The sequence below is a fragment of the Dongia rigui genome (assembly GCF_034044635.1).
Classification (GTDB): Bacteria; Pseudomonadota; Alphaproteobacteria; order Dongiales; family Dongiaceae; genus Dongia; species Dongia rigui.
On the sequence record NZ_JAXCLX010000003.1, the window covers coordinates 268,831 to 280,772 of the forward strand.

Consider the following 11,942-nt stretch of genomic DNA (forward strand, 5'->3'; position numbering starts at 1 on the left):
GTTCAGGCCCTCTTCTTCGCTGTGACTTTGGATTTGGATTTGGCTGATTTCCCGGACCGCATGTCCTTGGCGGCATCCTGCACCGCGCGGACGATCTTGTCGTAGCCCGTGCAGCGGCACAGATTGCCGGCGAGGCCGAAGCGGATTTCGCTTTCGGTCGGATCCGGATTCTTGTCGAGCAGCGATTTCGCGGCGATGAGGAAGCCCGGCGTACAGATGCCGCATTGCAGGGCAGCGTGTTCCAGGAACTTCGTCTGCAGCGGGTGCAGTTCTTCGCCCTGCGCCATGCCTTCGATGGTGCCGATATTGCGACCTTCCGCTTCTGCACCCAGGACGAGGCACGAGCAGGTGAGGCGGCCGTCGACGGTCACCGAACAGGCACCGCAATCGCCCGTGCTGCAGCCTTCCTTGGCACCGGTGAGGCCAAGTCGGTTGCGCAAGACGTCGAGCAAGGTTTCATCCGCTTCGCAGATGAACTCAACGGGGTCGCCGTTGATCTTGGTATTGACTGTAATGCCGGACATTTATCTTCCCCTTACTTGCCGCCAGCGCGCTTGCGCGCGATGAGGGCGGCGCGACGTGCAAGCACGCCGGCAACTTTGATGCGGAATTCGCGCGTGCCGCGCTTGTCGTCGATCGGGCTGCAGGCGGCAGAACAGGCTTCGGCCAGCGCATCGAGCGCCGCCTTGTCCATCTTCGTGCCGATGAGCGCCTTGGCGGCCGCCGGTACCAGCTTCACGGTCGGTGCCACCGCACCCAGCGCCACGCGCGCCTTGGTGACGACGCCCTTGCCATCGAGCGTCACGCTGACGGCGCAGCCGACCACGGCGATGTCCATTTCCGTCCGCGGGATGAAGCGCAAATAGGCGTCGCCCGATTTCGCCGGACGCGCCGGCAGGGTGATGCTCTCGATGATCTCGCCCTTCTTGAGCGACGTACGGCCAGGCGCCACCGGGACGTCTTCGACCGCCACGGTCCGCTTGCCCTTGGGGCCGACGATCACCGCCTTGGCACCGGCAGCCACCAGCGCCGGAACCGAATCAGCGGCCGGCGAGGCATTGCACAGATTGCCGGAAACGGTGCAGCGGCCCTGGACCTGCTTCGAACCGATGAGATTGGCCGCCTCGACCACGCCCGGCCAGGCCTTCTTCAAAGCCGCGTGTTCGCCCAGTTCGGCACCGGACACGGCCGCGCCGATCTTGAAACCGCTCGCTGACTTTTTGATTTCCTTGGCGCCGGTGACGCCCTTGATGTCGACCACCAGATCTGGGTCGATGAAACCGGTCCGGAGGCGCACCAGCAGGTCGGTGCCGCCGGCGAGGATAAAGGCCTGGCCTTTTTCCTTGGCGAGCAACTGCGCCGCCGCCTTGAGGGTTGTAGGACGCTCGTATCTCATTCCTGGCTTCCTTTGGCTTGGATGGCACATCCGATCTACTCCGCCCGAGTACCTTTGCACAATACCCCTGGAGTTGAATGCCCTTTAGCAAAGCCCCCTTGGGACGACAGGGGAATGCCGCAGAAATCCTTATTCTGCCGCACTAAGCTGCTGGTGCCGGGTGTCTGCTTTGGCTAAGCTCAAAAAATGCACGGGGTTGGTGCCAGGGACCAAGACAAGGCGGCGGAATGATCGTTCTGGTGATGGGCGTGAGCGGGTGCGGCAAGAGTACGATCGGCGCCGCCCTGGCCGCAGCACTCGGTGCCGACTTCCTGGAGGCGGACACGTTCCACTCCCCGGCCAACATCGCCAAAATGAAGAGCGGCACGCCGCTCGAGGATGCCGATCGCTGGCCCTGGCTGGACGCGATCGGCGCCGCCCTTGACCGTTCGGTCATAGAAAACCGGTCCGTCGTCCTCGCCTGCTCGGCCCTCAAAGCCAGCTACCGCGCGAGGTTGCTGCCGCCCGGTCAGCGACAGGGCCGGGTCGTCTTCCTGCAGGGTAGCGCCGACCTCGTCGGCGCCAGATTGTCCGGCCGGAAGGGCCATTACATGCCGCCCACCCTCCTCCCCAGCCAGTTCGCGACCTTGGAAGCACCCGCCGACGCCATCGTCGTCGATATCGCCAGGGCGCCGGAGGAAATTGTGGGAGAGATACTTTCAGTGCTTCAAAAGTAAGCGCGTCATCCCCGGGCGAAGACCCGGGGATCCACTGACTGCCTTGAGAGCGTGGATGCCCGGGTCGAGCCCGGGCATGACGACAATTTCAGAGGGTTCTTTACCCCGCCTTCTTCTGCCGCCCATAGACCAGCAGCATGGCGATGATGACACCGCCATAGATGAGCTGGCGGCCGGCTTCGTCGATCTTCATCACCGACAGCATGGATTGCAGCAGCGTGATGAGGATGACGCCGGCGATGGTACCGATATAGGAGCCGCGCCCGCCCAGGATGTTGGTGCCGCCCAGAACCACGGCGGCAACCGCCGGCAGCAGATAGGGATCGCCCATGCCCTGATAGGCTTTCGTCGAATAGCCGGCCAGCAGCACGCCGGCCGCGGCCGACAACCCGCCCGAGGTCATGAAGGCCAGCATCATCACACGCTGCGTCGGCAGGCCGGACAGATAGGCCGCCCGCTCGCGGTTGCCGATGGCATAGATGGCGCGGCCGAAGGTGGTGCGGGTCAGGACGAAGATCGCCGCCGCCGCAACGATGCCCCAGATGAACAGCGCATTGGGAATGCTGAAGATGGTGCGGCCGGTGGCGATGAAATGCATCGCGTCGGTTGCATGGTCCTGGGGCGCAAAGCCGCCGGTCCACAGCACCATCAACCCTTGCGCCACCGCATTGACGCCCAGCGTGAAGATCATGGAAGGCACGCGCAGATAGGCGATGCCGATGCCGCTCACCAGCCCCATGCCCATGCCGCACAAGATGCCGAACGGGATCGCAAGTGTCGCCCCCATCGGCCCCCAGCCGGCAGCCGCGGTCGACATCATGCCGCCCACCGTCACGACCCATGGCACGGAAAGATCGATCTGGCCCAGCAGGATGACCAGCATCATGCCGGTGGCGATGAGACCCAGGAAGGACGCCACCTGCAATTGCTGCAGCAGGTATTCCGGCGACAGGAAGCTTGAGGAATAGAGGCTGCCCAGCAGCAGCAGCAGGATGATGCAGCCGAAAGCCGCCAAGACCGGCTTGTCGAGACGCGTCACGAAATCGGGCAAGGTACGGGTCATGACATCTCAGCCGAAGAGATCGAGGCGGTTTTTAAGACGCAGCAGCCGGAGCGAGCCCAGGGTCACGGCACCCAGCAGGATGACGCCCTGGAACAAAGGCTGCCACAAGGGATCGAAATCGAAGACGAAGAGGAGATCGCCGATCGTGCGCAGCACGAAGGCGCCGAAGATGGCGCCAACGGCACTCCCCGCCCCGCCAAAGAGCGAGACGCCACCGATCACCACGGCGGCGATCGAGTTGAGGGTATAGGAGCCGCCGATCGATGACGACGCTTCGCCGGAATAGGTGATGAAGGTCAGCATCAGGCCGCCGCAGGCCGAGAGCAGGCCGGAAACCGCATAGGCGGTGAAGCGCGCCTTGTCGATGGAAACACCCGACATATAGGCCGCCGGCTCGGACGATCCGATGGCATAGATGGCACGGCCCACTTCAGAGCGGCGCAGCGGCACCCAGATGACCAGCACGATGCCGAGCAGCACCAGCAAAGCGGTCGGCACTCCATAGACCTGGTCGGTCAAGGCATCGGCGAGGTCCGAATTGACGTCGCCGCCGGGCACGGGCCGCAGCCACAATGCGACGCCATAGAACATGGCGCCCGTCGCCAGCGTGGTGACGATCGGTTGCAGCCGGCCGTAAATGACGATGGCGCCGTTGAGGGCACCGCACAGGACGCCGGCCCCCAGCACGCAGATGACGCCGAGTGTCGTCTCGCCCGCATCGCCCACCACCATCTGCGAGGCGAGGCAATTGGCGAGAACGAAGATCATGCCCACCGAAAGATCGATGCCGGCGGTCAGCACCACCAATGTCTGCGCCATGGCAACGAGGGCAAGTAGCACGCCCTTATTGGCGGCGGTCATCACCACCATGGAACTGAAGCCAGCGCTATGGTTGCCGGTATAGACGCCGAACATGATGACGAAGACGGCAAAGGCCAGTAACGTGCCTTTGTGCTCGGCCAGCCAATAGCGGAAATCACCCAACTTGCCGCCCTCCTTGTTGAGCCGTCTCGTCGATGCTGAAAGCGCTGCTCACCAGGGCATGCTCGGTGATCTCAGCTCCTTTGAGCTCGCGCACGATGCTGCCATCATACATCACCAGCACCCGGTCGCAGCAGCCGATCAGCTCGTCGTAATCGGTCGAATAGAACAGGATCGTGGCGCCCTCGTCGGCAAGCTTCCTCAGCAGCTGATAGATTTCCTGCTTGGTGCCGACATCGATGCCACGCGTCGGATCGTTGAGCAGGACGATCTTCGGGCCGATCATCAGCCATTTGGCGATCACCACCTTCTGCTGGTTGCCGCCCGACAGCGCCCCCACTGGGATATCGAGATTGGCCGCCTTGATGGCGAGCAGTTTGACCATACGGTCGACTTCTTGCGCTTCCCTCTGCCGGTCGATGATCCCGGCCTTGGCCAGCGAATCGAGCGCTGGCAAGGTGAGGTTGTCCTTCACCGACATCGGCAGCATCAAGCCTTCGGTCTTGCGGTCTTCCGGGATCAGCGCCATGGCCGTGGCGCCATCCTTGGCAGCGCGGGGATTGCTGAAACGCTGGACGACGCCGCCCACCGCGATATCCCCGGTGACACCCCGCAACACGCCAAAAAGTGCCAGCAGCAATTCGCGCTGCCCCTGCCCGTCCAGGCCGCCAAGGCCCACGATCTCGCCCGGCCGCGCCTGGAAGGAAATGTTGTTGAGGCGCTGGTCCCAGTTCAGGCCCGCGACTTCCAGCGCCGGTGCGCCGGCCTTTTCGTCCGTGGGCTTGGGCGGAAAGACATGGCTGTATTCGCGCCCGATCATCATCTCGATGACCTCGTTGCGCGACTTCGATCCCTGGAGATAGCTCGCCACATGCCGCCCATTGCGAAAGACCGAGCAATCATCGGCGAGCTCGTCGATTTCCTGCATGCGGTGCGAGATGTAAAGCAGCGCCAGGCCCTCGCTGCGGAGCCGCTTCAGCACCGTGAAGACCTTGGCGACATCCCCGGCCGTCAGGGCCGAGGTCGCCTCGTCGAGAATGAGGATGCGGGGCTTGCGGCCCAGGGCCTTGGCGATCTCCACCATCTGCCGGCGTGACAGCGGCAGGTCCTTGACCAACGCCAATGGGTGAATGTCTTCGGCCCCGGCACGCGCCAGCGCCTCTTCGGCAAATTGCCGCTGCGCCTTGCGGTCTATGAGGCCAAAGCGCTTGGGCGCACCGCTGATGGCAATGTTGTCCGCAACCGACAGATCGGGAATGAGCGACAATTCCTGGAAAATGCAGACGATGCCGGCGGCATTGGCGGCCTTGGGGCTGGTAAAATGCATCTCGGTGCCATCGAGGCGCATGATGCCGTGATCCGGCTGCACCACGCCGGACATGATCTTGATGAGCGTCGACTTGCCCGCACCATTCTCGCCCAGCACGGCGTGAATGCGCCCGGTCTCGACCTTGAGCTGCGCATCTTCAAGCGCCCGCACACCGCCATAGGATTTGGCGATGTTGCGCATCTCGAACAGCGGAATGCCGTCACTCATGCGTCTTGCCCAGAAATAGTTTGTCCAGAAATGATCTGCGCCGAGATAAAGCGACCGCTATCCGGCCGATGCCGGATAGCGGTCGAACATTCGAACGCAGCCGGTTACTGATCCGCTTCCGACTGACCCATGATTTCCTGCGCCGAGAAGTTGATGCCGCAGGTCGGGAACGAATTGCCGACGAAGAAATTGTCGGATTCGGCTTTGTAGAAGTTCTCGCCGTCCTTGAAGTTCGGATCCTCGGCCGTGGCGAGCGGCAGACGCACCGATTGCGGAATGATCTCGCCCTCAAGCGCTGCGATCGCGGTCTTGATGGCAACCGCCACCTGGGCCGGACCCGTGCCGCCGGAGGCGCATTTCAGGCCATCGCCCGCATGCTCCGCGCAGAGTTTGCGGAAGCCGTTCTCCGTTTCGCCGCCGACCGGCACGAAGGGGTGACCGGCATCCATCAGCGCGCGCACGGTGCCGGTCGAACCGCCCTGCACCGTCACGCCGACGAACTTCTTGTGCACGGCGATGGCATCGGCCGTCACCTTCTGCGCGGTGCCGTCATCCCATTTGCCGACGACTTCCACCGTTTCGAACGGCTTGCCCGAGGCTTTCAGGACTTCCTGGATGCCGTCATGGCGATCGCGGTCGACCGAGGTACCTTCGACACCGCGGACTTCCAGTACCTTGCCGCCTTCCGGAATGTTCTTCACCAGCCAGTTGGCCCAATATTCGCCAAGGCCCTTCTGGTCGACGTTGACGTTGATCGCCTGGTCGGTGTCGAGCGTGTTGTCGAAGGCGACCAGCACGACGCCGGCCTTCTTGGCGCGCTTGATGACCGGCGTGAACGCCGCCGGGTTCTGCGCGTTGACGACGATGGCGTCATAGCCGGAAGCAATGAAATTATCGACCGCCGCGAGCTGCGCTGCCAGGTCTTCGCCGGTCGAGACGACCTTGAATTCCTTCAGCTTCGCCTTCACGTCCGGCTGCTCGGCATAGGCCTTGGCGGTCTTGATCATCTGAATACGCCAGGTATTGCCGATGAAGCCGTTCGCCAGCGCGATGCGGTACGGCCCTTCCTTCTTCTTGAACTGGAAGTACTTGGTGTCCTTCGCCCAGGGGGCAAAGCACTCAGGCTCGGCGCCAGGGCCGGATACGACTTCCTGGGCGATCGAAGCGGTGGCGATGGATGTGGTGAGAGCGGTAGCGGCCAGCAGCTTCAGCGCATGCTGAAGACGGGACCGCCGAAATTTCGGCGCGAACATTTGAACCTCCCAAAAGGTCATTCTTGATTGAATTCCCAAACCCGCGTGGATGGGGGCGATCACGTCGCCCGATTTTCCTGGTCCACGCCGGGGTTCTATGGATAATAGGAAATGACAGCGCTGTCAATTGCGCCGATTGCCTAATAATTGGGCTTAAGGCAGGTTGCCGCGGCAGAAGACGGCGCCAACCGGACGAAGAAGCCGCGCGGCACACAGCACCGTCTCAGGGGAGGTATCGATGCGCAGAAAGCGCAGCACGCTGGCCGATGTCGCCAGCCTGGCCGGCGTCAGTGCCGTGACGGTGTCACGCGCCCTTCGGCGCCCGGACATGGTCTCGGCCAAGCTCCATGACCGCATCCAATCGGCGGTGCGTGAACTCGCTTACGTGCCCGATGTGGCAGCAAGCCGCCTCGCCTCCAATCGCACGCACACGATCGGCGTCATCGTCTCGTCGCTCACCAACGGCGTCTTTGCCGATTACATCAACGCGCTCCACGACAATCTGCTGCCAGCGGGCTACCAGGTCCTCATCCTCTCGACGCGCTATTCGGAAGCCGAGGAAGAAAAGGCCATCGCCACGATGCTCGGCCAGCATCCGGAAGCCATCATCATCGTCGGCGTCGACCAGTCGGCGCATTCCCGCCGCCTGCTGGAAAGTTCCGGCGTGCCGGTGGTGCAGACCTTCCAGCTCGCCGAGAAGCCGATCGACATCAATCTCGGCCTCGATCAGGAACAGGGCGCCTATGAAGCGACCAAGGCGCTGATCGATCTCGGCCACACCCATGTCGGCGTCATCGCCTCGCGCCTCGATTCCCGCGCCCGGGCCCGCCTCGACGGCTATTCCCGGGCCATGCGCGAAGCTGGCCTCGACGATAAGAAATGGCGCGCCACGACACCGGACCAGACCACGGTGATGGCCGGCGGCAAGCTGCTGGCCGAGTTGATCCAGGGGGGCCGCCAGCCCGATGCCGTCTTCTGCTGCGACGATCTCCTCGCCCTCGGCGTCCTGTTCGAATGCCAGCGCCGCGGCATCAAGGTGCCGGACCAGATGTCGATCATCGGCTTCAACAACCTCGAATTCGCCGCCAGCGCCGAACCACCCCTCGCCAGCGTCGCCACCCCACGCTACGAAATGGGCAAGATGGCAGCCGAGATCGTGCGCAACATCATCGAATCCGGCGAACGGCCGCCAGCCAGCCAGATCGATGTCGGATTCAAGCTGGAACTCAGAGGCAGCGTGAAGCGGCCGCGATGACGGCCACGCAGGCTATTGCGATATCTGCTGAAGTCCGATCTTGGCCGAGCTGTCGCCGCGCGTGTGCTGAAAATCGATGAAGTCGTCACTGCTGAGCTCGAAGGCCTGAGGCAGATACCCACCGATGATTGGAGCGTTCAGCTTGGCCGCCATCGAGCGCACAGCAGCGGTCACCACGGGGATTGCCTGGCAGATATTCTCCTTGGGGCATTTGTCGACGACATAGGGGTGATACGGCCCCTCGAAGAGGACGACCTTCTTGCCGGCCTTCCGCAGCACTTCCAGCGCGGTCGTCAATTCCTGCAGCACCTCGCTGTCGACGAAGGGTGGCGCGATCCACTGGTCGGTCGTATCCAGGTCTTCATTTTTCGGCGTCGGCCGCCATTCTTGCGGGTAGCTGATGCTGGCGTCGGAACGCAGCGCCATCACATCCTTCAACTCCGCTTCGGCGAGCGACCGGGAATCATAGGTAAGGGATGTCTTGCCCGCCCAGGCACGCTTGATAAATTTGTAGTTGATGCGCAGGTATTTGAGGCTGAAAAGCTGCTCGATCCAGCTTTCCGATCCCGCCAACACCATGTCGTCATAGGGTATCGTCGAAAGCCCGAAAGCCTGGCGCGCATCGAGCATTTCGCGCGTATTGCGCATCCAGTTCAGACGTGTATTGCGCTTCAACGTCCACAGACTGATGCCAACGATCACTTTATCGATATTGGGATTCTTCAAACCGATACCGAGGAAGGTGATGACATCCTCGAAGCTGGCACCAGTGACACCGGCGTTATCGAGCGAGGGGCATTCTTCTCCCAGTAACGGGTTGTTGGTTCGGCGCAGTGACATCACATGGCTGGCGCCGATCACCAGACACTTTGCCTGCGACTGGCTCGCCACCAACAGCTTCACGGAACGATCGTTGAATGTGTAGGGCACGCCGAACGGCGCCTTGCGCAAGTTCGAAACATAGTCGAGCAGTTCGCTCGATTCCGACTGATCTTTGAGCAAGTTGTGGTTATCGACGATGTAATTGAGCGCGGCGACCGGCGACAGCAGCGAAATCGTCGCCACCGCAATCGCGCCCCAAGTCCACCGCCTCGCACGCCGGAGATCGGCCTTGCGATTGTCTCGCCCTTCGGCAACCAGGATAGCCAACGCCATTCTCTCTCGACATTAGAACTGGAAGTAAAGGAACTCGGACTGCCAAGCAAATATCGCCAGGAAGCCGATGGCAAAACAGATACCGATGATCAGCCCGCCGACCAGGCCCGGCCGCCAGACCAGAAAACGCGCCGGCGCGCGGCGGATCTGCGCGAAGACCGCCTTGTCCAGCACGCCAGTCAGCAAGGCAGGGCTTTGACGGCGGAAGATCTGCGGCAGGTTCGGCGCGAACAATGCCAGCAGCAATGCCCCCAGCAGAACAGGCCAGCCGTCAAACGGCGCATGCTTGATGAACTTGGTGCTCAAGCTGCGGCTGGCTTCATCGGTCGGGATCATCGCCGCAAACATCGACAGTGCCGTCTGCAGATCATCCGCACGGAAAAACACCCAAGCAAAGCTCACGCAGAAGAACGTTAGCATCGTGGCGCCGATACCGTAAATCTTGTTGTTTTTGAGCGCAGCCGGAATAGCCGGCGACACCGTACGATGGACCGCCAGAAAGAGACCGTGCAGGCCGCCCCAGATCACGAACTGCAACCCCGCGCCGTGCCACAACCCACCCAACAGCATCGTGATCATCAGATTGGCTGCAGCCCGGCTTGCCCCTTTACGGGACCCGCCCAGTGGCACATAGAGATAATCGCGCAGAAAACGCGACAGCGAAATATGCCAGCGCCGCCAGAACTGCGAGATGTTCTTCGCCTTGTAGGGCGAGAAGAAATTGATCGGCAGGCGCAGGTTGAACATTCGCGCAAGGCCCACCGCCATATCCGAATAGGCAGAAAAGTCGAAATAGATCTGCAGCGTGTAAGCCAGCATCGCGACCCAGACCCGCAACGCCGGAATCGCGGCACCGCCGGCGGCGTTGTCGAACACCGGACTAGCGATCTGCGCCAAACAGTCGGCTATCATCGTCTTCTTGAACAGGCCTAGCGCGAAATAGGAGAAACCGACCAGGACGTTCTGCGGATTGAGCCGTGTCCACGCCGGCCTTGAGAATTGCGGAATAAGCTCGTGATGATGAACAATCGGGCCGGCGATGAGCTGCGGGAAGAAAACGACGAAGAGGGCGAATTGATTGAAGTGATAGATCGGTGCGCGCCCCTTCGACGCGTCAACTAGATAGGCAATCTGCTGGAAAGTATGAAATGAAATGCCGAGAGGCAGAATGATGACGAGAATCGGGAAATGGATTCCCATCAAAGAGTTGATTCCGCTCAGCAGCAGATTGGTATACTTGAAGTAGCCTAACGTCACTAGCAGCAACGCGATGCTGAAGATGAGCACCTTCCGTTTAGTGGCGGAACTGACTGCCGCATCTGATAGGTAACGCCCGATGCAAAAACTGAATGTGATCTCCGCTACTATCAGCAGGATGTAGATCGGACTCCAATACGCGTAAAATAGAACGGACGCGATCGAGAGTGTCGAAATTGCAGCAGCCTGCCCGGCATATCGTCCAGTCAGATGAAACACCAGCAAGGAGACTGGCAGGAAGATGGCGATGAATTCCAGGGAATTAAATAGCAAGTTGCCCGAGCCGCGTTCCGAAGGTTTGCGATCTAAGTAAGTCGGGGACTATCCGACACGGTAGTATGAACAGCGGCAGTTGCCAACTATTGGATCGCCCCGCTCGATCTAAATACGGTAGGCTCATTTCAGGGCCATTCGGATTGTCAGATCTCGGAGAAACTTATCTCTTGTCCCAGTTGAAGCGCTGCAGCAGTTTGGTCGGGATAATCGAGTCAGCAAGCGCCTGAAGATCTGGATCGAGATGGGACCTCTGCAGGCTCGTGATGTTATGCCGACCAGGTTTGGCGTCGGGTACGATGACCCAAGCCGGATCATAATCGATCCCGAAGTATCGCAGTACCCGCTCGACGAACGCACCCTCCTGCCCGGCCATATCTGCAAAATCGAAGAATTCGATCTGCACGTCACTGTCCGCTGACAAATCAACCCAGCCTTGTATCCATTCGCAGAAGCGTGGCAGCGTGTTCTTGATCTGCCAGCGCAGCCGGTCATGGCTGGTCCAATCCGCAAAATCGTCAGGCAGTTCCATCTCCACGTCGATAATAGCGCCAGTGATTCCGCGGCTGGTCAGATTTCTGTCGACATGCTTCGACCATGAAATTATGGCGTCCCGGGGATCGCGGATCAGCACCATGATCTTAAGAATGCCGCTATGTCGAAGCGCCTGGACCAAATGCGGGCGTGCCAGCATGTGGACGCGGGTCAAGGCATTGCCCTTGGCGAACTGCCGTAGAGGAAAGTAGCGCAATGAAGTATCGAAGGTACCTCCCGCGTCGAACTTGATCATCGGGATTCGAAGGGTCCGCCGCAACGCCGTCTGCAGGTAGACGCTACCCGATTTCGGAAGTGAGATGATCGTCAGCGGAGGGAAGTGACGATCGCGAGCCCGATAAATTCTACGCAAGAGCCATCGATCAAATGTCGCATATCTCCTCGTAGCGAATTTCCTCAGCTTGACAAAGTAACGCTCGTACACTTTCTTTCTACTCGCTTCTGTCGGCTTTCGGCCCGGCTTGATACTTGGCTTTAATGACACGTGAATCACTCAGGAAT

11 protein-coding genes are annotated in these 11,942 nt (G+C 61.0%); 2 read left to right on the forward strand and 9 right to left on the reverse strand.

The genetic code is table 11. From position 1 onward, the window contains the following. Window positions 1-2: 2 nt before the first annotated feature. Both SMD31_RS16975 and SMD31_RS16980 read right to left on the reverse strand, forming a co-directional pair. Window positions 3-524, reverse strand: a complete 522-nt coding sequence (locus tag SMD31_RS16975) for a (2Fe-2S)-binding protein (RefSeq protein WP_320502111.1) — start codon at window positions 522-524, stop codon at window positions 3-5. An 11-nt stretch (window positions 525-535) separates the two neighbouring features. Then, window positions 536-1,396: an FAD binding domain-containing protein gene (locus tag SMD31_RS16980; RefSeq protein ID WP_320502112.1), complete on the reverse strand. Its 861-nt coding sequence runs from the start codon at window positions 1,394-1,396 to the stop codon at window positions 536-538. Between the two features lie 227 nt (window positions 1,397-1,623). Here SMD31_RS16980 and SMD31_RS16985 point away from each other — a divergent pair, with 227 nt between their 5' ends. Further along, window positions 1,624-2,112, forward strand: coding sequence for a gluconokinase (locus SMD31_RS16985; RefSeq protein WP_320502113.1), 489 nt, complete (start codon window positions 1,624-1,626; stop codon window positions 2,110-2,112). A gap of 100 nt (window positions 2,113-2,212) precedes the next feature. On the opposite strand, the gene SMD31_RS16990 is transcribed toward SMD31_RS16985, so the two are convergent. The 4 genes from SMD31_RS16990 to SMD31_RS17005 form a co-directional block, all read right to left on the reverse strand. Next, window positions 2,213-3,175 (reverse strand): ABC transporter permease, encoded by a 963-nt coding sequence (locus SMD31_RS16990; RefSeq protein WP_320502114.1) that lies wholly within the window; start codon window positions 3,173-3,175, stop codon window positions 2,213-2,215. Window positions 3,176-3,181: 6 nt separating this feature from the next. After that, window positions 3,182-4,159 (reverse strand): ABC transporter permease, encoded by a 978-nt coding sequence (locus SMD31_RS16995; RefSeq protein ID WP_320502115.1) that lies wholly within the window; start codon window positions 4,157-4,159, stop codon window positions 3,182-3,184. Further along, a complete protein-coding gene (locus SMD31_RS17000) occupies window positions 4,152-5,693 on the reverse strand; it encodes a sugar ABC transporter ATP-binding protein (protein WP_320502116.1) in 1,542 nt (513 codons plus the stop codon). Before SMD31_RS17000 ends, SMD31_RS16995 begins: the two co-directional genes overlap by 8 nt. Window positions 5,694-5,797: 104 nt before the next feature. Then, window positions 5,798-6,946, reverse strand: coding sequence for a sugar ABC transporter substrate-binding protein (locus SMD31_RS17005; RefSeq protein WP_320502117.1), 1,149 nt, complete (start codon window positions 6,944-6,946; stop codon window positions 5,798-5,800). Between the two features lie 238 nt (window positions 6,947-7,184). On the opposite strand from SMD31_RS17005, the gene SMD31_RS17010 reads away from it, so the two are divergent. Beyond that, window positions 7,185-8,201 (forward strand): LacI family DNA-binding transcriptional regulator, encoded by a 1,017-nt coding sequence (locus tag SMD31_RS17010; RefSeq protein ID WP_320502118.1) that lies wholly within the window; start codon window positions 7,185-7,187, stop codon window positions 8,199-8,201. Window positions 8,202-8,213: 12 nt separating this feature from the next. Here the strand turns inward: SMD31_RS17010 and SMD31_RS17015 are convergent, their stop codons facing one another. The 3 genes from SMD31_RS17015 to SMD31_RS17025 all read right to left on the reverse strand — a co-directional run bounded on the left by SMD31_RS17015 (window position 8,214) and on the right by SMD31_RS17025 (window position 11,934). After that, on the reverse strand, window positions 8,214-9,356 hold the full coding sequence (locus tag SMD31_RS17015; protein WP_320502119.1) for a hypothetical protein: 1,143 nt from the start codon (window positions 9,354-9,356) through the stop codon (window positions 8,214-8,216). A gap of 12 nt (window positions 9,357-9,368) precedes the next feature. Further along, on the reverse strand, window positions 9,369-10,886 hold the full coding sequence (locus SMD31_RS17020) for an MBOAT family O-acyltransferase (protein WP_320502120.1): 1,518 nt from the start codon (window positions 10,884-10,886) through the stop codon (window positions 9,369-9,371). Window positions 10,887-11,049: 163 nt separating this feature from the next. Beyond that, window positions 11,050-11,934, reverse strand: coding sequence for a sulfotransferase domain-containing protein (locus SMD31_RS17025; RefSeq protein ID WP_320502121.1), 885 nt, complete (start codon window positions 11,932-11,934; stop codon window positions 11,050-11,052). Between the last annotated feature and the right edge of the window lie 8 nt (window positions 11,935-11,942).